14 protein-coding genes and 2 pseudogenes are annotated in these 22,221 nt (G+C 62.4%); 14 read left to right on the forward strand and 2 right to left on the reverse strand.

Features of this window, described 5'->3' with window-relative positions:
• Positions 1–107: pseudogene (locus tag AC0L3B_RS29590) on the reverse strand (LabA-like NYN domain-containing protein); the annotation flags it as partial.
• 3 nt (positions 108–110) lie between these two features.
• Between AC0L3B_RS29590 and AC0L3B_RS29595 the strand changes: the two are divergent.
• The 12 genes and pseudogenes from AC0L3B_RS29595 to AC0L3B_RS29650 form a co-directional block, all read left to right on the forward strand.
• A pseudogene (locus tag AC0L3B_RS29595) lies at positions 111–215 on the forward strand (polysaccharide deacetylase family protein); the annotation flags it as partial.
• Between the two features lie 1,439 nt (positions 216–1,654).
• Positions 1,655–1,846, forward strand: coding sequence for a preprotein translocase subunit SecE (gene secE / locus AC0L3B_RS29600; protein ID WP_007602984.1), 192 nt, complete (start codon positions 1,655–1,657; stop codon positions 1,844–1,846).
• On the forward strand, positions 1,846–2,400 hold the full coding sequence (nusG, locus tag AC0L3B_RS29605) for a transcription termination/antitermination protein NusG (RefSeq protein WP_007602985.1): 555 nt from the start codon (positions 1,846–1,848) through the stop codon (positions 2,398–2,400). Before secE ends, nusG begins: the two co-directional genes overlap by 1 nt.
• 130 nt (positions 2,401–2,530) lie before the next feature.
• Entirely contained in the window at positions 2,531–2,959 is a 429-nt protein-coding gene (gene rplK, locus AC0L3B_RS29610; RefSeq protein WP_018456444.1) for a 50S ribosomal protein L11, read from the forward strand.
• A 6-nt stretch (positions 2,960–2,965) separates the two neighbouring features.
• A complete protein-coding gene (gene rplA, locus AC0L3B_RS29615) occupies positions 2,966–3,658 on the forward strand; it encodes a 50S ribosomal protein L1 (protein WP_007602988.1) in 693 nt (230 codons plus the stop codon).
• Positions 3,659–3,748: 90 nt separating this feature from the next.
• On the forward strand, positions 3,749–4,696 hold the full coding sequence (locus AC0L3B_RS29620) for a 2-hydroxyacid dehydrogenase (protein WP_085351281.1): 948 nt from the start codon (positions 3,749–3,751) through the stop codon (positions 4,694–4,696).
• A gap of 577 nt (positions 4,697–5,273) precedes the next feature.
• Positions 5,274–5,792, forward strand: a complete 519-nt coding sequence (gene rplJ, locus AC0L3B_RS29625; protein WP_027567495.1) for a 50S ribosomal protein L10 — start codon at positions 5,274–5,276, stop codon at positions 5,790–5,792.
• Positions 5,793–5,846: 54 nt separating this feature from the next.
• Positions 5,847–6,224: a 50S ribosomal protein L7/L12 gene (gene rplL, locus AC0L3B_RS29630; RefSeq protein WP_007602994.1), complete on the forward strand. Its 378-nt coding sequence runs from the start codon at positions 5,847–5,849 to the stop codon at positions 6,222–6,224.
• Between the two features lie 482 nt (positions 6,225–6,706).
• Positions 6,707–10,822: a DNA-directed RNA polymerase subunit beta gene (gene rpoB, locus AC0L3B_RS29635; RefSeq protein ID WP_018456447.1), complete on the forward strand. Its 4,116-nt coding sequence runs from the start codon at positions 6,707–6,709 to the stop codon at positions 10,820–10,822.
• A gap of 126 nt (positions 10,823–10,948) precedes the next feature.
• A complete protein-coding gene (gene rpoC, locus AC0L3B_RS29640; RefSeq protein WP_026233179.1) occupies positions 10,949–15,145 on the forward strand; it encodes a DNA-directed RNA polymerase subunit beta' in 4,197 nt (1,398 codons plus the stop codon).
• 191 nt (positions 15,146–15,336) lie between these two features.
• Positions 15,337–17,397, forward strand: coding sequence for an FAD-dependent oxidoreductase (locus AC0L3B_RS29645; protein WP_473381496.1), 2,061 nt, complete (start codon positions 15,337–15,339; stop codon positions 17,395–17,397).
• 132 nt (positions 17,398–17,529) lie between these two features.
• Positions 17,530–19,551, forward strand: a complete 2,022-nt coding sequence (locus AC0L3B_RS29650) for an ABC transporter ATP-binding protein (RefSeq protein ID WP_473381497.1) — start codon at positions 17,530–17,532, stop codon at positions 19,549–19,551.
• Here the strand turns inward: AC0L3B_RS29650 and AC0L3B_RS29655 are convergent.
• Entirely contained in the window at positions 19,479–20,717 is a 1,239-nt protein-coding gene (locus tag AC0L3B_RS29655; RefSeq protein WP_473381498.1) for an FAD-dependent oxidoreductase, read from the reverse strand. The two genes, AC0L3B_RS29650 and AC0L3B_RS29655, sit on opposite strands and share 73 nt — an antisense overlap.
• A 640-nt stretch (positions 20,718–21,357) precedes the next feature.
• On the opposite strand from AC0L3B_RS29655, the gene rpsL reads away from it, so the two are divergent.
• Both rpsL and rpsG read left to right on the forward strand, forming a co-directional pair.
• A complete protein-coding gene (gene rpsL / locus AC0L3B_RS29660; RefSeq protein WP_007603006.1) occupies positions 21,358–21,729 on the forward strand; it encodes a 30S ribosomal protein S12 in 372 nt (123 codons plus the stop codon).
• A 15-nt stretch (positions 21,730–21,744) separates the two neighbouring features.
• Complete coding sequence (gene rpsG, locus AC0L3B_RS29665; RefSeq protein ID WP_007603009.1) at positions 21,745–22,215, forward strand: 30S ribosomal protein S7; 471 nt, start codon at positions 21,745–21,747, stop codon at positions 22,213–22,215.
• Positions 22,216–22,221: the final 6 nt, after the last annotated feature.

Raw genomic sequence — 22,221 nt, forward strand, 5'->3', positions numbered from 1 at the left:
TCCATGGCGTTCACGGCGAGCTCGATGTCCATGTTGCCCTTGACCTTGCGGCGGCCGGAGGCGTCGATGAACTCCTTAGTCGCCTTGGTGACGACGGTGTAGCCGCCACGTTCTTTCTGATCGGCAAATTCGTTTCGGCAAACCGCGGCACAGTTCAGCAGCTCATCGATGACGGCCACGAGATCGGCAATCACACGGACATCATCCGTGCCTGACATCGCCGCCTTTTCCGGCCGGCTCAGAGATCGCCACCGTGCTCTTAGGCATTTCGCTACGAGCCTCGAAAAGCCACTCTTTTTCCGACCGCCATACGGCTTTTGGCCGACGATGCCAGAGCTAAACGATATACGTACGTCTAAGGGCGAGCGGCTGGGCGACTTGTATGCCGGACCCATCTCGCGGGATTTCAGCGGCGAGGATTATTCCTTCTGGAGCGTCGCGAAGAGTGCTCACGACCCAGATGCACTGGAAGAAGCCACTAATCGCCACGCACGCGCACGACGGGGTATCGTTCTCATGCATGACTATTGCGGTGACAACGCGCTAATCGCTGCACAAACTCAGACGCATCGGATGATTAAGCTGTTGGTCCTCGCTGGAGGCAACTAGGCTTTCGGTTCATCTCTCTCCGGGACGCTTATCGAGCTGGCAACTTGGACGTTTAGGCGCCAATTGGGTGCCCGCCGCTGGTGCAACATCATCGAACAAAACTACCGATCCTTGGATCGGTGCAGTGATGACGTAGGCTTTCTCAAAATGCCTCGGGGTCACGAGCCCGCCCCATCGCGATTTGTCTTGCACCTTGTGAAAGACAAGAGCAGGGCTCGCGACACCTTTGGACCCAATTGAGGACCCAAACCGGCCGGGTCTGGCCAGTACTATCCCGACGGGGTCGACTAACACTTGGGGATAACGTCTTGATATAACGACTGGGCGGTATCGGCAGGTACGGGACGGCAAAAACCGACCCGTACTCCAAAACCGGGGGTCGCAGGTTCGAGCCCTGCCACTCCTGCCAGTGAAATCAAACACTTAGCTAGAACGTGGGCGATCAGCCATCGGCCGGATATTGCTGCCGGACGGCGTGAATCCTAGCCGCTGACCTGCCGTTTCCAGATCGCCTCTGCAAGGGCGATCTCGGCCACGGAATCTGCGCCGGAAGCCACGGCGTCCTCTGCTCCACGATATCGGCGACGAATGCCTCGGCCTGACGCCGAAACGCCCAACTCTTGCCGCGCGACAATTCAGTGGGTTGTCCTTGCTGATGGAGAACGACCTCTGCCTCCTGCTCGGCAAAGGCGGGGGCAATTCGATGGTCAGCGCGCCCAGCTCGAACGCGTTGGGCTGCGACCTTGGGACGGCGCATTGCAGGCGGCAGATAAACCCTTGATCGGCCTGATCTCTGGTCCGTCGCCCGTGGAGGCCGTTTTGCCCACGCCGGCCCTCGCTATCTTGACCTTTGGCCCCATCCGCAGTAGATACCGCGCACTCGCAGCCGGCCCGTTAGACGCGGATCTCCGGCGCGGCTTTGAAATCCCCGAACAATCGAGTCCGGTTTCCGGCTCATCCTTCGAGACAGAGGGCTGGGCCAACGGCGGCTGTTCGGATCCCTGAAATTCATTCGCGTCTGTCGACGGACGTTGGACATCAAACGATGGCAGTCAGCCCGTTCAAGTTCTTGCAGGAAGTCCGCTCGGAGACCGCCAAGGTCACCTGGCCGACCCGCCGCGAGACCACGATCACCACCATCATGGTGTTCGTGATGGTCGCCGTGGCCTCGATCTTCTTCTTCGCCGCCGACCAGATCATCCGCGTCCTCATCACCTTCCTTCTGGGCATTCACTGATGGCAACAGCAACGGCTCAATTGTCTGACAAGCGCTGGTACATCGTCCACGCCTATTCGAACTTCGAGAAGAAGGTCGCCGAATCGATCCGCGAGCAGGCCAAGCAGCGCGGGCTCGAGGAACTGTTCGAGCTGGTGTTGGTCCCGACCGAAAAGGTCACGGAAGTGCGCCGCGGCCGCAAGATCGACGCCGAGCGCAAGTTCTTCCCGGGCTACGTGCTGGTGAAGATGAAGCTGACCGACGAGGCGTTTCATCTGATCAAGAACACGCCGAAGGTGACCGGCTTCCTCGGCGCGGAAAACAAGCCGATGCCGATCTCGGAAGCCGAGGCCATGCGCATTCTGCACCAGGTGCAGGAGGGCGTGGAGCGGCCGAAGGCGTCGGTGTCGTTCGAAATCGGCGAGAACGTGCGCGTGGCCGACGGCCCGTTTGCCTCGTTCTCGGGTGTGGTCGAGGAAATCGACGAGGCGCGCTCGCGCGTGAAGGTCGCGGTGTCGATCTTCGGCCGCGCCACGCCGGTCGAACTGGAATTCGGTCAGGTCGAGAAGGTCTGATCGGGTAGGCGTGAGGCTTCGGTCTCGCGCAACAAGAGGCCGTGGGAGGGAGAGGGCGGTTGCCAGCCGCATCCGACCCAGACCACGAACCTGAAACCGCCGGCCCAGGCCGGCCCAACAGGAGTGATACATGGCAAAGAAAGTGACCGGATACCTGAAGCTTCAGGTCCCGGCCGGTGCGGCGAATCCTTCGCCCCCGATCGGTCCCGCGCTCGGTCAGCGCGGTCTCAACATCATGGAGTTCTGCAAGGCGTTCAACGCCCAGACCCAGAAGGAAGAGAAAAACACCCCGATTCCCGTCGTGATTACGATCTACGCCGATCGTTCGTTCACGTTCGAGATGAAGACGCCGCCGATGTCCTTCTTCCTCAAGCAGGCTGCCAAGATCCAGTCCGGCTCCAAGGCGCCGGGCCGTGACAAGGCGGGTGCGGTGACCAAGGCCCAGGTGCGCGAGATCGCCGAGAAGAAGATGAAGGATCTCAATTGCGATTCCATCGAAGCGGCCATGAAGATGGTCGAGGGCTCTGCCCGCTCGATGGGTCTGGAAGTGGCAGGGTAAGCGGTCATGGCAATCGGAAAACGTTTGAACAAAGCCCGCGAAGGTATTGATCGCGAAAAGCTTTACCCGCTCGCAGACGCCATCAAGATGGTCAAGGAACGCGCGAAAGCGAAGTTCGACGAGACCATCGAGGTCGCGATCAATCTCGGCGTCGATCCGCGTCACGCCGACCAGATGGTCCGCGGCGTTGTGACCCTGCCGAACGGCACCGGCCGTACGCTCCGCGTCGGCGTGTTCGCCCGCGGCGCCAAGGCCGACGAGGCCAAGGCTGCCGGAGCCGATGTCGTCGGCGCCGAGGACCTGGTCGAGAAGGTGCAGAACGGCACGATCGATTTCGATCGTTGTATTGCGACCCCCGACATGATGCCGCTGGTCGGTCGTCTCGGTAAGGTGCTGGGCCCGCGCGGCCTGATGCCGAACCCGAAGATCGGCACCGTGACCATGGACGTCACCGGCGCCGTGAAGGGCGCCAAGGGCGGCTCGGTCGAGTTCCGCGTCGAGAAGGCCGGCATCCTGCAGGCTGGCGTCGGCAAGGCCTCGTTCACCGAGGAAAAACTGGTCGAAAACATCAAGGCCTTGGCTGACGCTGTCTCCAAGGCCAAGCCGGCCGGTTCCAAGGGCACCTACATCCAGCGCGTTGCGGTGTCCTCGTCGATGGGCCCCGGCGTGAAGGTCGAGCCGGGCACCATTCTCGGCTAAGGTTTGCAAATGACATGAGGCGAGGGGCGGAATTGGGCAACCGATTCCGCCCCTCGTCGTTTGTGACGGCGTTCACCGGAAACAAGAACAATGACTGACAAGGTCCTGATCTACTCGCGCTTTCCCAAGACGATGATGGCGCGCTTCGCCGAGCGGTTCGAGCTGCTCGACACCGGCGGCAAGCCGGCGCGGGAGATGTTTTCGGCCGACGCGCTCGGCGATATCCGTGCAGTGCTCACCGCCGGCGGCACGCCGCTGGGCGCGGAGGCGATGGACCTGTTTCCCAAGCTCGGTGCCATCGTCTGCTACGGCACCGGCTATGACGGTGTTGACCTGAAGGCCGCTGCTGCCCGCAATATTGCGGTCGGACATAGCCCGGGTGCCAATGCGGCCTCCGTCGCCGACATCGCGATGACCCTGATGCTCGCGGCGACGCGGCGAATCCTGGTGGCCGACCAGTACGTCCGAAGCGGCGATTGGGCCGCGTCAAAGCCCTCGCCGATGATGCGCCCGCAGGCCGGGATGCCGGGCCGCCGCATCGGCGTCTACGGCATGGGCGAGATCGGCCGCAAGATCGCAGCGCGCTGCGCGTCCTTCGAGAGCGAGATCGGCTATTTCAGCCGCAGCAGGTACGATCTGCCCTATCAATATTTCCCGACCTTGGAGGCGCTGGCCGACTGGTGCAGCGTGCTGATGATCGCGGTCCGGGCAGGAGCCGAGACCCAGCATGCCGTCAGCGCCGATATCCTCAGGCGCCTCGGGGCGGACGGCTATGTCGTCAACATCTCCCGCGGCTCGGTGATCGATGAGAAAGCCCTGGTGCTGGCGCTTACCGAGAAGACCATCGCCGGAGCCGGTCTCGATGTCTATGACAAGGAACCGCACGCTCCTGACGCGCTGACGGCACTGCCCAACGTCGTGTTCTCCCCCCATATTGGCGGCCACACCCTGGAATCGCACGTCGCCATGCAGAACTGCGTGCTGGCGAACCTGACCGCGTTTTTCGAGGGCAAGAAGTTGCCTTACGCGGTCAAATGAGCGGAAACCGGCCCTTTTCGGCCATGGTTAAGCGCGAGCGGCAACGGATTGGAACTGGTGTGAATTTTGCTCTTGGCAAGCAGGCCCCGAGCGGTTAAAGAACCGCTTCCGGACGTGCCGGCCTCGGCTGGCGCGTTCGTGCACGCATTCCGAAAACAAGCGATGGAGATCATTCCTTTTCAGGGCGTCCGTGAGGATTTGCTGGAAAGGGAGGGAAAACCGTCGGGTGTGGGGTGCGGGCAGAGGTCGGGCGGTTCGCCGGCTGACCTTGTCCTGTCCAAGACTGCAGGCGCCCGCGGGGAATTCCGATTTCTCAACGGCTTAATCGCATGGCCTGCATAGACGGGTGAAGACCGGATTTCACTTCGTGGCCACCTTAGGGTCGGTTGCGGAATGGGTTTGGTTCGGACCTCGACACGCCGTGGGCTCTAATGGGCTCTCGGAGGGCAGGCTTTGAATTGTCGTCTTGCCCGGCGTGTCCGATGGGTTTGGCCCTGAGGTTCAGGTTTGGGCGGGACGATGGGTGCAACCCGGCGGTCCCGCTTTCGCGATGACCGCCAACCGGAAAGAGCTTGCTGTGGAACGAGCGGCAAAAAAGGAAGCGGTCGAACAGCTCAATGGGGTCTTCAAGACCACGAGCGTCGCGGTCGTTGCCCAATATTCCGGCCTGACCGTTGCCCAGATGCAGAAGCTGCGCTCGCAGATGAAGCAGGCTGGCGCCTCGGTGAAGGTCTCGAAGAACCGTCTCGCCAAAATTGCTCTTGAAGGCACTGACGTCGTTGCCATCGGCCCCATGCTGAAGGGACCGACCGTGATCGCCACTTCGGACGATCCGGTAGCGGCGCCAAAGGTCGCCGTCGAATTCGCCAAGGCGAACGAAAAGTTCGTCATCATTGGCGGCTCGATGGGAACGACCGTCCTGAATGTCGACGGCGTGAAGGCACTTGCCTCGCTGCCGTCGCTTGACGAACTGCGCGCCAAGATCGTCGGCCTGCTTGTGGCCCCGGCGACCAAGATCGCTCAGCTCGCCAACGCGCCCGCGGGCAAGCTCGCGCGCGTCATCCAGGCTTATGCCTCAAAGGGCGAAGCGGCCTGACGCCCTTCGCAAAACTCAAACCCGAACCAGACTTACATTCAAGGAAACTGAACAATGGCTGACCTGCAGAAGATCGTCGACGACCTCTCGAGCCTCACCGTGCTCGAAGCTGCCGAACTCGCGAAGCTCCTCGAAGAGAAGTGGGGCGTTTCGGCTGCCGCGGCTGTCGCCGTGGCTGGCCCGGCTGGTGGTGGCGCCGCCGCCGCTCCGGCCGAAGAGAAGACCGAGTTCACGGTCGTTCTTGCCGCCGCCGGCGACAAGAAGATCGAGGTCATCAAGGAAGTCCGCGCCATCACCGGCCTGGGCCTGAAGGAAGCAAAGGACCTCGTCGAGGGCGCGCCGAAGCCTGTCAAGGAAGGCGTGAACAAGGACGAAGCCGAGAAGCTCAAGGCCCAGCTCGAGAAGGCTGGCGCGAAGGTCGAGCTCAAGTAAGCAGCGCTTACTGGCACGAGATCCCGGTCAGCATCATCGCAACCGGGATCTCGGTCCGCTCTCCGAAACGGCGGGCCAGATGCAAAAGGCGTGCGACGGAACGACCCGACGCAGGCCGAACACGAAAAAGTGTGGGGATTTGAGGGTTTGTCCCTCGAATCTGCACTAATGTCGCCCCATATCGGGTCGGCAGCACGAAAGCGCGGTGGGCAGGGATGCCGCATTCCCTGTAAGCCGTTGGGAGAGCAAGCTATTTCGGGCTTTTGCAGTCCGTGAAGAGGTTGGTTGTGACGGGCGGGCGCGCTCCTGCGCCCCGCGCGTCGTTTTGCGTTTTGAAGGTCTGAAGAACAGATTCAGGACATTCCTGCCTGAAACTGAGTCTCCGGCCCCCAAGACGGGTTCGAAAAATTCAACCCGGGGAGCGGCGGTCGCCGCGTTCCGGAGGGCGCGCCCAAATCGGGCGACGAAAATGAGAGGCCACGATGGCGCAGCAGACATTCACCGGTCGCAAACGCGTTCGCAAGTTCTTCGGACACATCAAGGAAGTCGCCGAGATGCCGAACCTCATCGAGGTTCAGAAGGCGTCCTATGACCAGTTCCTGATGGTCGACGAGCCCCAGGGCGGTCGATCGGACGAGGGCTTGCAGGCGGTGTTCCGCTCGGTGTTCCCGATCTCCGACTTCTCGGGCACCTCGATGCTGGAATTCGTCCGCTACGAGTTCGAGCCGCCGAAATACGACGTCGACGAGTGCCGCCAGCGCGGCATGACCTTCGCGGCCCCCCTCAAGGTGACGCTACGCCTCATCGTGTTCGATATCGACGAGGAAACCGGCGCGAAGTCGGTCAAGGACATCAAGGAGCAGGACGTCTACATGGGCGACATCCCGCTCATGACGATGAACGGCACCTTCATCGTCAACGGCACCGAGCGCGTCATCGTCTCGCAGATGCACCGTTCGCCGGGCGTGTTCTTCGACCACGACAAGGGCAAGACCCATTCGTCGGGCAAGCTGCTGTTCGCCGCTCGCGTGATCCCATATCGCGGCTCCTGGCTCGACATCGAGTTCGACGCCAAGGACATCGTCTATGCGCGTATCGACCGTCGCCGCAAGCTTCCGGTGACGTCGCTGATGTTCGCGCTTGGTCTCGACGGCGAGGCGATCCTCAGCACCTTCTACAAGAAGATCCAGTACAAGCGGATCAAGGAAGGCTGGCGCGTTCCGTTCGACGCCAATCGTTTCCGCGGCTACTCGACCATCAACGACCTGATCGACGCCGATACCGGCAAGGTCGTGCTCGAAGCCGGCAAGAAGCTCACCGTGCGCGGTGCGCGTCAGATGCAGGAGAAGGGGCTGAAGGCGCTGCGCCTCTCGGATGCTGAGCTCGTCGGCAACTACATCGCCGAGGACCTCGTCAATCCCAAGACCGGCGAGATCCACGCGGAAGCCGGTGAAGAGATCACCGACAAGTCGATCAAGGTTCTCAACGAGCACGGCTACAAGGAGCTGCCGCTGCTCGACATCGACCACGTCAATGTCGGCGCCTACATCCGCAACACCCTCGCGGCCGACAAGAACATGACGCGCGAGGACGCGCTGTTCGACATCTACCGCGTGATGCGTCCCGGCGAGCCGCCGACGCTGGATTCGGCGCAGGCAATGTTCCAGTCACTGTTCTTCGACGCCGAGCGCTACGACCTCTCGGCGGTCGGTCGCGTCAAGATGAACATGCGCCTCGACCTCGATGCGCCCGACACCCAACGCACGCTCCGCAAGGAAGACATCCTCTCCGTCATCAAGACGCTGGTGGATTTGCGCGACGGCAAGGGCGAGATCGACGACATCGACCATCTCGGCAACCGCCGTGTGCGTTCGGTCGGCGAGCTCATGGAGAACCAGTACCGCATCGGCTTGCTCCGCATGGAGCGCGCGATCAAGGAGCGCATGTCTTCGGTCGACATCGACACGGTCATGCCGCAGGACCTGATCAACGCCAAGCCGGCGGCCGCCGCCGTGCGCGAGTTCTTCGGCTCCTCGCAGCTCTCGCAGTTCATGGACCAGACCAACCCGCTGTCGGAGATCACCCACAAGCGCCGCCTGTCGGCACTTGGACCGGGCGGTCTGACCCGCGAGCGCGCCGGCTTCGAGGTCCGCGACGTGCATCCGACGCATTACGGCCGCATCTGCCCGATCGAGACGCCGGAAGGTCCGAACATCGGCCTGATCAACTCGCTCGCGACCTTCGCGCGCGTGAACAAGTACGGCTTCGTCGAGACGCCTTACCGCAAGGTCAAGGACGGCCGCGTCACCGACGAGGTCGTGTACCTCTCGGCGATGGAAGAGGGCCGCTACACGGTCGCGCAGGCCAACGTGCCGCTCGATCCGAAGGGCCGCTTCACCGAAGATCTCGTGGTCTGCCGTCACGCCGGCGAAGTCTTGCCGGTCACCCCGGACAAGGTCGACTACATGGACGTGTCGCCGAAGCAGCTCGTTTCGGTCGCGGCCGCGCTGATCCCGTTCCTCGAGAACGACGACGCCAACCGCGCGCTGATGGGCTCGAACATGCAGCGCCAGGCGGTGCCGCTGGTTCGCGCCGAAGCGCCGTTCGTCGGCACCGGCATGGAAGGCGTGGTTGCGCGTGACTCGGGTGCTGCGATCGCGGCGCGCCGTTCGGGCGTGATCGACCAGATCGACGCCACCCGCGTCGTGATCCGCGCCACGGAAGATCTCGATCCGACCAAGTCGGGCGTCGATATCTACCGGCTGATGAAGTACCAGCGCTCCAACCAGTCGACCTGCATCAACCAGCGTCCGCTGGTGAAGGTCGGCGACATTGTCAAGAAGGGCGACATCATCGCCGACGGTCCGTCGACCGATCTCGGCGAGCTCGCGCTCGGCCGGAACGTGCTCGTCGCGTTCATGCCGTGGAACGGCTACAACTTCGAAGACTCGATCCTGCTCTCCGAGCGGATCGTGAAGGAAGACGTGTTTACCTCAATTCATATCGAAGAATTCGAGGTAATGGCCCGCGACACCAAGCTCGGACCCGAGGAAATCACCCGCGACATTCCGAACGTCTCGGAAGAAGCGCTGAAGAACCTCGACGAAGCCGGCATCGTGTACATCGGCGCGGAAGTACGCGCCGGTGACATCCTGGTCGGCAAGATCACGCCGAAGGGCGAAAGCCCGATGACGCCGGAAGAAAAGCTCCTGCGCGCCATCTTCGGCGAGAAGGCTTCCGACGTCCGCGACACCTCGCTGCGCGTTCCTCCGGGCGTGCAGGGCACCATCGTCGAAGTGCGCGTGTTCAACCGGCACGGCGTCGACAAGGACGAGCGTGCGCTGGCGATCGAGCGGGAAGAGATCGAGCGTCTGGCCAAGGACCGCGACGACGAGCAGGCGATCCTGGACCGCAACGTCTACAACCGTCTTGCCGAGCTGCTCGAAGGACGGCAGGGCATCGCCGGTCCGAAGGGCTTCAAGAAGGACACCAAGATCACCCGTGCGGTGCTCGAGGAGTACCCGAAGTCGCAGTGGTGGCTGTTCGCTTCGCCGAACGACAAGCTGATGGCCGAGATCGAGGCCATGCGGAAGCAGTACGACGAGTCGAAGAAGGGGCTGGAACAGCGCTTCCTCGACAAGGTCGAAAAGCTTCAGCGCGGTGACGAATTGCCGCCCGGCGTGATGAAGATGGTCAAGGTCTTCGTCGCGGTGAAGCGCAAGATCCAGCCCGGCGACAAGATGGCCGGCCGCCACGGCAACAAGGGCGTGGTGTCGAAGATCGTGCCGATCGAGGACATGCCGTTCCTCGAAGACGGTACGCATGCCGACATCGTGCTCAATCCGCTCGGCGTGCCATCGCGCATGAACGTCGGACAGATCCTAGAGACCCATCTCGGCTGGGCCTGTGCCGGCCTCGGCAAGCGTATCGGCCAGACGGTCGATGCCTATTTGTCGAAGCAGGACATCCGGCCGCTGAAGGAAACCTTGAAGAAGGTCTACGGCGAGGACGAGACGATCAAGTCGCTCAACGACAACGAGTTGATCGAGCTCGGCCACAATCTGAGCCGCGGCGTTCCGATCGCGACGCCGGTGTTCGACGGCGCCAAGGAAGCCGACATCGAGGAGATGCTGAAGCTTGCCGGTCTGGACGCTTCGGGCCAGTCGACCGTCTATGACGGCCGCACCGGCGACGCCTTCGACCGCAAGGTGACGGTGGGCTACATCTACATGCTCAAGCTGCACCATCTCGTCGACGACAAGATCCACGCGCGTTCGATCGGTCCGTACTCGCTCGTTACCCAGCAGCCGCTGGGCGGCAAGGCGCAGTTCGGCGGTCAGCGCTTCGGCGAAATGGAAGTGTGGGCGCTCGAGGCTTACGGCGCGGCGTACACGCTCCAGGAGATGCTGACCGTGAAGTCGGACGACGTCGCCGGCCGTACCAAGGTGTACGAGGCGATCGTGCGTGGCGACGACACCTTCGAGGCCGGTATTCCGGAATCGTTCAACGTGCTGGTCAAGGAAATGCGCTCGCTCGGCCTCAACGTCGACTTGCACAATTCCAAGGTCGGACCGGGGACGGCGGAAGCGGCCGAGTAATACGACCCTCATGCCCGGCCTGAATGGCCGGGCATCGGCGCCCAGTCCTCGAATCGAGGGCAGGGCGCCCCGCATAGTGATTTTCGAATTTGCTGCCGGAGGCGACCGGCACGCGAGGAGAAGACGATGAACCAAGAAATTATGAATCTCTTTAATCCGACGACGCCGGCTCAGGTCTTCGACCAGATCCGGATCTCGATCGCGAGCCCCGAGAAGATTCTGTCCTGGTCGTACGGCGAGATCAAGAAGCCGGAAACCATCAACTACCGTACCTTCAAGCCCGAGCGCGATGGCCTGTTCTGCGCCCGCATCTTCGGGCCGATCAAGGACTACGAGTGCTTGTGCGGCAAGTACAAGCGCATGAAGTACAAGGGCATCATCTGCGAGAAGTGCTCGGTCGAGGTCACGCTGTCGCGCGTCCGGCGCGAGCGCATGGGCCATATCGAGCTCGCGGCCCCCGTCGCGCACATCTGGTTCCTGAAGTCGCTGCCCTCGCGCATCGGCCTCCTGCTCGACATGACGCTGAAGGATCTCGAGCGGATCCTCTACTTCGAATATTACGTTGTGCTCGAGCCGGGCCTCACCGCGCTGAAGGACCGTCAGCTCTTGTCGGAAGACGAGTATCTGAAGGCGCAGGACGAATACGGCCAGGATTCCTTCACCGCCATGATCGGCGCGGAAGCGATCCGCGAGCTGCTCAAGGGCATGGACCTCGAGAAGCTCGAGCTGACCTTGCGTGCGGAGATGCAGGAGACCGACTCCGACATCAAGCACAAGAAGCTCGCCAAGCGCCTGAAGATCGTGGAAGCGTTCCGCCACTCCGGCAACAAGCCGGAATGGATGATCATGACGGTGGTTCCGGTGATTCCGCCGGACCTGCGTCCGCTGGTGCCGCTGGATGGCGGCCGCTTCGCGACCTCGGACCTCAACGATCTCTACCGCCGCGTCATCAACCGCAACAACCGCCTGAAGCGGCTGATGGAGTTGCGCGCGCCGGACATCATCATCCGCAACGAGAAGCGCATGCTTCAGGAGGCCGTCGACGCGCTGTTCGACAACGGCCGCCGCGGCCGCGTCATCACCGGTGCCAACAAGCGTCCGCTGAAGTCGCTCGCCGACATGCTCAAGGGCAAGCAGGGCCGGTTCCGTCAGAACCTGCTCGGCAAGCGCGTCGACTATTCGGGCCGTTCGGTGATCGTGGTCGGTCCCGAGCTGCGCCTGCATCAGTGCGGTCTGCCGAAGAAGATGGCCCTCGAACTGTTCAAGCCGTTCATCTACTCGCGGCTTGACGCCAAGGGCCTGTCAACCACCGTGAAGCAGGCCAAGAAGCTGGTTGAGAAGGAGCGGCCCGAGGTCTGGGACATCCTGGACGAGGTCATCCGCGAGCATCCCGTGCTGCTCAACCGCGCACCGACGCTGCATCGCCTCGGCATCCAGGCGTTCGAGCCCGTGCTGATCGAGGGCAAGGCGATCCAACTCCACCCGCTGGTCTGCGCCGCGTTCAACGCCGACTTCGACGGCGACCAGATGGCCGTGCACGTTCCGCTGTCGCTGGAAGCGCAGCTGGAAGCGCGCGTCCTGATGATGTCGACCAACAACATCCTGCATCCGGCGAACGGCCAGCCGATCATCGTGCCGTCGCAGGACATCGTGCTCGGTCTCTACTACGTCTCCATCATGCGCGAAGGCCTGCCCGGCGAGGGCAAGATCTTCGGCGAGATGGCGGAGCTCGAGCACGCGTTGCACGCGAAGGTCATCCACCTCCACACCAAGATCAAGTACCGGTGGGAAGGCATCGACGAGACCGGCAAGATCTCCAGGCGCTGGATCGAGACCACCGCCGGCCGCGTCATGCTGGGCAATTTGCTGCCGAAGAACCCGCGCGTTCCGTACGAGATCATCAACAAGCTGATGACCAAGCGCGAGATCTCCGGCGTCATCGACCAGGTCTACCGCCACTGCGGCCAGAAGGAGACGGTGATCTTCTGCGACCGCATCATGGCGCTCGGCTTCTACAACGCGTTCAAGGCCGGCATCTCGTTCGGCAAGGACGACATGGTCGTGCCGCACTCCAAGTGGAAGATCGTCGACGCTACCCGTACGCTGGCGAAGGATTTCGAGCAGCAGTACAACGACGGTCTGATCACCCATGGCGAGAAGTACAACAAGGTCGTCGACGCCTGGTCGAAGGCAACGGAAGAAATCGCCAAGGCGATGATGAAGGAGATCTCCTCGACCAAGAAGACGGCAAGTGGGGCGGATGCCGACATCAACTCGATCTACATGATGGCTCACTCCGGTGCCCGCGGTTCGCCGGCCCAGATGCGCCAGCTCGCCGGCATGCGCGGCCTGATGGCCAAGCCGTCGGGCGAGATCATCGAGACGCCGATCATCTCGAACTTCAAGGAAGGCCTCTCGGTGCTCGAGTACTTCAACTCGACCCACGGCGCCCGCAAGGGCCTCGCGGACACCGCGTTGAAGACTGCGAACTCCGGCTATCTGACCCGTCGTCTCGTCGACGTCGCGCAGGATTGCATCATCACGCAGGACGATTGCGGCACCAAGCTCGGCATCAAGATGCGCGCCATCGTCGATGCCGGCACCGTGGTCGCTTCGCTCGGCTCGCGCATCCTCGGACGCACGGCCTGCGAAGACGTGCGTGACAGCACGGGCAAGGTGATCTTCAAACGCGGTACGCTGATGGAAGAGAGCCATCTGGATGCCATCCATCAGGGCGGCGTCCAGGAGGTAAAGATCCGCTCGGCGCTGACCTGCGAGCTCGTCAACGGCATCTGCGGCAAGTGCTACGGCCGCGATCTCGCTCGCGGCACGCCGGTCAACCACGGCGAAGCGGTCGGGGTCATCGCGGCCCAGTCGATCGGCGAGCCGGGCACCCAGCTCACCATGCGCACCTTCCACATCGGCGGTGCGGCGCAGCTGAACGAGCAATCTTTCGTCGAATCAAACTTCGACGGCAAGATCGTGATCAGGAACAAGGCCATCGCCCGCAATAGCGAAGGCCACCTGGTCGCGATGGTTCGCAACATGGTGATCGCGATCGTCGATGCCGACGGCACCGAGCGTGCGACGCACCGTATTCAGTACGGTTCGCGCCTGCACGTCGACGAGGGCGACATGGTCAAGCGTGGCCAGCGTATCGTGGAATGGGATCCCTACACCCGTCCGCTCCTCACCGAGGTCGAAGGTACTATCGGCTTCGAGGATCTGGTCGAGGGACAGTCGATCTCGGAAACGCTCGACGAGGCCACCGGTATTGCCAAGCGCGTGGTCATCGACTGGCGCTCGATGCGCGGCGGCGGGGACCTGCGTCCCGCCATCGTGATCAAGGGCAAGGACGGCAAGGTGCTCAAGCTCGCCCGTGGCGGCGATGCCCGCTACATGCTGTCGGTCGATGCCATTCTGTCGGTCGATGTCGGCGCCAAGGTCCAGGCGGGCGACATTCTCGCCCGTGTCTCGACCGAAAGCGCCAAGACGCGCGACATCACCGGCGGTCTGCCGCGGGTGGCGGAACTGTTCGAGGCTCGGCGTCCGAAGGATGCGGCGATCATCGCCGAAATCGCGGGCACCATCCGGTTTGGGCGCGACTATAAGAACAAGCGTCGTATCTCGATCGAGCCGATGGACAAGACCGAAGAGGCGCGCGAGTACCTGATCCCGAAGGGCAAGCACATCCACCTTCAGGACGGCGACGTCGTCGAAAAGGGCGACTTCATCGTGGAAGGCAACCCGGCGCCGCACGACATTCTGGCGGTCAAGGGCATCGAGGAACTCGCGGCCTATCTGGTCAACGAGATCCAGGAGGTCTATCGGCTCCAGGGCGTGCTCATCAACGACAAGCACATCGAGGTGATCGTCCGTCAGATGCTCCAGAAGGTGGAAGTCACCGACCAGGGCGACACGGACATGATCTCGGGCGAGCAGATCGACAAGATCGAGTTCGACCAGATCAACGCGAAGGCCAAGGAAGAGGGCAAGAAGATCGCCACGGGGACCCCGGTTCTGCTCGGCATCACCAAGGCGAGCCTTCAGACCCGCTCCTTCTTCTCGGCGGCCTCGTTCCAGGAGACCACCCGCGTCCTCACGGAAGCGGCGGTCAACGGCAAGGTCGATCCGCTCGAAGGCCTCAAGGAGAACGTCATCGTCGGCCGGCTGATTCCGGCAGGCACCGGCGCCTCCATGGCGAAGATCCGCGAAGTCGCTGTGAAGCGCGACAAGATGATCCTCGACGAGCGCGAGAAGCAGGCGGCGGTCGTGCCGCCGGCGCCGGAAGTGGAGCCGATGGCGCTGCCACCTGCGGAATGATCGTTCATCCGTAGGAATACCGAGGACACTGAAAAGGCCGGCGAAAGCCGGCCTTTTTGCTGCTTTGTTTCCCTGTTGCGGTGCAGGATCAACCTTTGTTCATCTTTCCTTCAGGCGCAAAAGCGCTTCTGCTAGGAGAGCTTAGACCGGTGGTCCCGTGAAGGGGGCGGGCCGGAGACCACGGAATTCTCATGCTTGATCTCGCAATCGTAGGCGGCGGCCCCGGCGGGCTGATGAGCGCTTGGTATCTGAAGCGCAAGCTTGGCGACCTCTGCCGCGTCACCATCTACGAGGCATCCGACCGGCTCGGCGGCAAGATCGTCACGCGCAAATTCGATTCCGCGCCCGCGATGTACGAGGCCGGCGTTGCCGAGATCTACGACTACTCGATGACCGGGCCGGATCCGTTGCGCGAGTTGATCCAGCATTTCGGCCTGCAGACCATTCCGATGGATGCCGAGCAGGTGCAGTTCGGCGGTGAGCTCCTCAACGACGTCGCGGGCATGCGCCGCAAATACGGTGCCAAGACCGCAGCCGCAATCGAGGCGTTCCGTAAGCGCTGCGCCGAGGCGATGACGCCGATCGAGTACTACGAGGGTGTCGGCGCGCACGACAACGAGAATCCCTGGGCCTACAAGACCGCCGAACAGGTGCTCGACGAGGAGGTCGAGGACGAGACCGCAAAGCGATTCTTCAAGGTGATGGCGCGCTCGGACCTCGCGACCGAGAGCCACAACACCAACGGGCTCAACGCGCTCAAGAACTACCTGATGGATGTCGACGGCTATATCGGCCTCTATTCCATCCAGAACGGCAACGAGCAGCTCATCGAGTGCCTCCAGTCGGAGGTCAATGCCGACATCCAGCTCAATCACCGAATCCTCACGGTCGGCAAGGCGCCGACCGGCCGCTATCAACTCAAGATGATGAACGGCAAGGGGCCGGAGACGCGCGACTTCGACCTTGTGCTGGTCTGTCTGCCGCATTCCTGGCTTGGGACCGTCGGCTGGGAAGGCGAACAGCTCCGCAAGTCGATGGTCAAGCACGTCGCGTACTTCGACCGTCCTGCGCACTATTTGCGTGTCTCGATCCTGTTCGACACGCCGTTCTGGGGCGACAAGATCGCCGGCGCCTGGTTCATGTCGGAAGCCTTTGGCGGTTGCTGCGTCTATAACGAGGGCGCCCGCCATGATGTGGGCAAGCACGGCGTGCTGAACTGGCTGATTCCGGGCTCCGATGCGCTGGCCTTTGCGAATCTCTCCGACCGGGAGCTGATCGATGCCGCGCTGAAATCGCTTCCGGCATCGCTCGGCGATGCACGCGCGCATTTCATGGAAGGCAAGATCCACCGCTGGCTGTCCTCGGTGAACGCGATTCCGGGCGGCTTGCCCGTGCGCGACGTCATGACCAACCACCGGCCCGAGCCGAAGGAACATCCCGGAATCGTGGTGGTCGGCGACTATCTGTTCGACTCGACGCTGAACGGCCTGCTCGATTCCTCGGACGCGGCGACCGACATCATCTTGACCGAGATGATGCGCTTGCGCCGCGAGCGTTCGCAGGACGACAAGCCGCTCTCGGACAAGATCGATCGTGCCTATTTTGACAATTATCGCGGCCAGGGCCCCTACAGCGAGGTGTGGCAACACTTCACGGATCCCGACTATCTCACAAAACTGATCGGCATCGTCTGGGGCAAGGCCAAAGGCACGAAGCTCTTGATCGCGGGCTCGGCCAGCGGCGAGCTTGTCGGCGCGCTACGTGATCGCGGCATCGATGCCTTCGGTATCGAGAACAACCGCACCATTCACGCCAGAACGCCGAAGGCGCTGAGGAAGTACAACAAGCTCGGTTCGATCACCGACATGCCGTTCAAGGACGGTGCGTTCGACTTCGTGTTCGAGACCAGCCTCTGCCATGTTTCCCCGAAGCAGGTGGTCCGTGCGATCAGGGAGCTGAACCGTGTGGTCAAGACCGGGCTCGTGTTCGGCTCGATCACCTCGGACATGCCGCCGGCACTGATCGACCGCTACGACCTTCTGCGCGGCGTCAAGAAGCTCGGCACCTGGTGGGAATGGTCCGAACTGTTCTTCGGCAACGGCTTCGAGCTGTCGATGCACCGCAAGGACTGCACGGACGCGCTCTGGGAGACGACGCTCGCCGCCAACAAGGGACCGGGCCAGTGGTACGCCGACGCCGATTCCTTGCGCTATTCCTTTTTCGACAAGGTCGAGGATGAGGAAGACGACTAGCCGCCTGAAGCGGGCGCCTTCGCCAATTGTTTTGCCGAATTCATCTTGATCGCATAGAATCGATGCAGTAGCGGTTGGCGCTATTTCCTGCTTTCTCTGCGGTCATGCCGGCCGTCAGCATCGGTTGGTTTCATGGCGTCCAAGCCCCTCCCGCCCGACAAACAGAAGCTCGCCGCGGAAGAGGCGGCCGAGCTCGACGACAAGCTTGTCCCTACCGCCAAGCCGGACCTTGAAGACGACGAGGACGATGAAGACGAGGAGGATGGCGGGCTGGAGCTCGATGACGACGATGAGGACGAGGACCTCGTCGTCTTTACCGCGCGCGAGGCCGCCGGCGCGCTCGCGACCATCCTGGGTTTCGTCAAACCCTTCCTGTTCAACTACAAGCAGATGCTGTCCTTCGTGGCGTTCGGCGTCTTCGTCGAGACGCTCTTCAACGTCATCATGCCGCTCAGCCTGAAGTACCTGATCGACGACGCGCTCGGCGAGGAGGATTTTCAGGCGCTGTACAAGATCCTCGGCGTGCTCGCGGTCGCGGGCATATTCACCTCGATCGTCGCGGTCTGGTACGAGCGCTGGGATGCGCGGCTCGCGGCGTGCATCATTTCCGACGTCCGCAAACGGCTGTTCGAGCACGTCCAGGACCTGCCGGCGGCCTATTTCGGCCGCACCAAGCGCGGCGAGATCCTGTCGCGCTTCTCAGTCGACCTCGCGGCCTTCGAGGGTTCGGTCAAGACCTTCGCCAACAGCGCGGCATTGCCGTTCCTGGAGCTGATCGCGGGCATCATCCTGATGGTGTTCCTGAACTGGCAGCTCGCGGCGGTTGCGCTGCTGGTGTTTCCGATCACGCTGATCGGTCCCCGCATGCTGACGCCGAAGGCTGTCCAGGCGAATTACGAGCAGAAGCTCAATGAATCTGCGCTGCTCGGCATGGTGCAGGAGAACGTGGCGGCGCAGGCCGTGATCAAGGCGTTCAGCCTGCAACGCCGGATGTTCGGCTTCTTCAAATTCCGCAACGACGAGACGCGAAACAGGATGGCCTCGGCGGCGTTCCTGTCGACCATGGTGGAGCGGACGGTCACCATCTCGGTGCTGCTCTTGCATCTCGTCGTGCTCGCGATCGGCGCATATCTGGCGACGAAGGGGCAGATTACCATCGGCACCTTCGTCACCTTCGAGAGTGCGTTCTGGGAGGTGTCCTACAACATCGCCCATGTGATGCATTTCATCCCCGTGTCGATCTCCGCGGCAGCCGCGATCCGTCATATGCAGGAGTTGCTCGACGAGCCCACGCGCAGCGCCGATCGTGCCGGCGCGCCCGATCTGCCCCGCATCACCAACGACATCACCTTCGACCACGTGACGTTCCAGTACGAAGGCAGCCAGACGCCGGTGCTGGACAATCTCAGCCTCAAGCTCAATGTCGGCAAGCGCATTGCCATCGTCGGTCCCTCAGGCTCCGGCAAGAGCACGCTGCTGAATCTGATCCTGCGGCTCTATGTGCCGGACGAGGGGCGCGTCACCATCGACGGCGTCGACGTCCGCAAGGTGACGCTGGACTCCCTGCGCCGGAGCATGGCGGTGGTGTTCCAGGAGAATATGCTGTTCAACATGTCGATCCGGGAGAACATTCGGCTCGGCAAGGAGGGCGCGACCGATGAGGAGGTGGAGGAGGCGGCCAAGAAAGCCGAGATCCACCGTTACATCATGAGCCTGCCGCAGCGCTACGACACGCCGGTGGGCGAGCGCGGCGATACCTTGTCGGGCGGCCAGCGCCAGCGCATCGCGATCGCGCGCGCGGTCATCCGCAATCCTTCCGTGCTGCTGCTCGACGAAGCCACTTCGGCGCTCGACCAGACCACGGAAGCTGCGATCAACCGCACGCTGCTGAAGGTCGCCAAGGGCCGCACCATGATCTGGTCGACCCACCGCCTGACCTCGGTGGTCGAGATGGACGAGATCATCGTGATTTCAGGGGGCAGGGCGATCGAGCGCGGCCCGCATGCCGAGCTGCTCGCCAAGAACGGCACCTATCGCAAGCTGTGGAACGACCAGACCCACCAACCGCATGGCGCGCCGGCTCACGTCGACGAGGACAGCGACGATGACGACGAGGATGAAGACGACCTCGACGAGGACGATGAGGAGGAGTGACCGAGGAAGTTCGGCTCCAGATCGAAGGCTGCTCCAAGCGGCCGCAATAGTCCCTGAACCGACCAGGCAATGAAGCGTGCCCAGCGCTGCGCCGTCCAATAAGGGCTTGTCGCAATGGAGACTGAGCGGAAATCGAAGGCCTTCGCGGCCGACCAATCGTCGCACTCCCGCTTGACCGGGTCTGCGTAGAAGGCGGCGATCTTGCTTGTATCCATCCCGTCGGAGGCCAGCCACTGCGGGATATAGACGTTGCAGAGCCGCTCGACGTCGGTGAAGACCTTGTCGCACCCGGTGCCGGCGGCCGGGCAGGAGGTCGAGAAAGCATCGCCCACCAGCACGAGACCCGGCTGGCCGCTGGCATCGTTCACATAGAGATCGACCGGACGGATTTTCAGCTCACCGGGAATGTCGAATGGTCCGGTGATGTGCTTGAGCCGTGGCAGCGCAGCGTTCAACGTCTCGGCCGGCGCGCGGCGCAGCTCACGCAGCCAGGGATCGTCGAAGCTGCGATAGACGAACAGATTGGCGCGCATCCGCGTCCCGATCGGAAAAAGAGTGAGGTAGGGGATGCGGTCGCTCGGCCGTTCCGAGAAATAGGTCAGCGCAGGGAAGTCGAACGAGTCCCGTCCCGCCGGCACCACGTCGAACCCGATCGAAATCGAATGGCAGGCACTGACGACTTTTCGGGCGATTCCCAGCTGGTGGCGCAGGCCGACATTGAGTCCGTTGGCGAGCACGACCAGCCGGGCGGAGACCATCGCGTCGTTGGAGAGAGTGACCTTCTGCCGCTCCGCACTCGTCTCGACCGAGACAGCCTTGGCGCAGATGCGCTCGACGCCGGCAGGAATTTCGTCGCGGACAGCGTTGACGAGGGAATCGTAGAGGATGTTGAACTGCCGGCTCGGCGCCTTGTCGAGAAGGCGGCCGAAGCGCGCGATCCAGTTCTCACCCACAAAGGTCGCGCGGTGCAACACCGATTCGGCGATTCCCGTCTGCAGGAATCGCCCGACCTGCACGTGACCGCTGAGTTTTTCGACCCGAAAGTCCGCCGAATAGCTCTCATGCGGATCGATCAGGATGGTCGAAATGCCGCTACGGCCGAGCATCGCGGCGGCGCTCGAGCCGGACAATCCCCCGCCGATAATGGCAATGTCGGTGTACCGCATGGCGCTAATCTCTGCCCAAGGCGGCACATTGGCGCTCCAACAGGAAAGAAAGCCTTAGCCAATGGTTATAAAAGTATATTTAGCCCGGGTATAAATAGGTTTCGAGGTGGCGCGACGCGCTCTTCGTTTCCATCTCACGAAGGCGCAGCGAGCGGCCCAAGAAGCGATTTCGGCAGGTGCGGGAAGCGCTTCTGACTGACGTTTCGCCTTGACTTGACCGACTCCCACTTATAGAACCCCCTCACTTAACGACAGGCGGTGAGCATCGCCAACGTCGGAACGGGCCACCTGTTTGATCCCCTGGGATCACCAAGACAGGCACCAACCTCGACGAATGCCGCTCAAACGCTGTCGATCATAGCTAGGCAATGCCAGTGCGATTTTAGTTCTCTTGAGCATGTTCTCTCGAGATCGAATTCGGATGCATGACCTCGGTGCGCGGGCCGCAGCTTCAAGCTGACCGGTTCAACTACTGCGGTCCTCTGTGGCGTCGAAGCGCTTTCCGCCCGTTGATGGGTGGTTGGCGCGATTTCGCTTTGTGCGGATTGTTCCGCGGAAGGCGGCCTCGTCGGGCGGGTAGCTCGAAAGAATTTGCGGACCCGGTGACGGGCCGCGGCAGAACACAAAGGGTAATGCCAGGATGCCGACGATCAACCAGCTGATCGCTCAACCGCGGGAAGTGCAGAAGTCGCGCAAGAAGGTGCCGGCGCTGCAGCAGTCGCCGCAGAAGCGCGGTGTTTGCACGCGCGTTTACACCACGACCCCGAAGAAGCCGAACTCGGCGCTTCGTAAGGTTGCCAAGGTGCGCCTGACCAACGGCTTCGAGGTGATCGGCTACATCCCCGGTGAGGGCCATAACCTCCAGGAGCACTCGGTGGTCATGATCCGCGGCGGTCGCGTCAAGGACTTGCCCGGCGTGCGCTACCACATCCTCCGCGGCGTTCTGGATACCCAGGGCGTCAAGAACCGTAAGCAGCGCCGTTCGAAGTACGGCGCCAAGCGTCCGAAGTAAGCGGGAACCAGGTCCATGTCTCGTCGCCATTCTGCCGAAAAGCGCGAAGTCCTTCCCGATCCGAAGTTCGGGAATATCATCGTCACGAAGTTCATGAATTCGGTGATGTACGCCGGAAAGAAGTCGGTCGCCGAAGGCATCGTCTACGGCGCGTTCGGCCTCATCGAAAGCAAGACCAAGCAGAACCCGCTCGGCGTGTTCGAGCAGGCACTCGAGAACGTCATGCCGACGATCGAAGTGCGCTCCCGCCGCGTCGGCGGCGCGACCTATCAGGTTCCGGTCGAAGTTCGCTCGGTGCGCCGTCAGGCGCTGGGCATTCGCTGGCTGATCTCGGCTGCGCGCGATCGCAACGAGAAGACGATGACCGAGCGGCTCTCTGCGGAGCTCCTGGATGCGTCGAACAACCGGGGTAACGCCGTCAAGAAGCGCGAAGACGTGCACCGGATGGCGGAAGCCAACCGCGCCTTCTCGCACTATCGCTGGTAACGGCGA

The organism is Bradyrhizobium sp. Kon56, assembly GCF_055807635.1.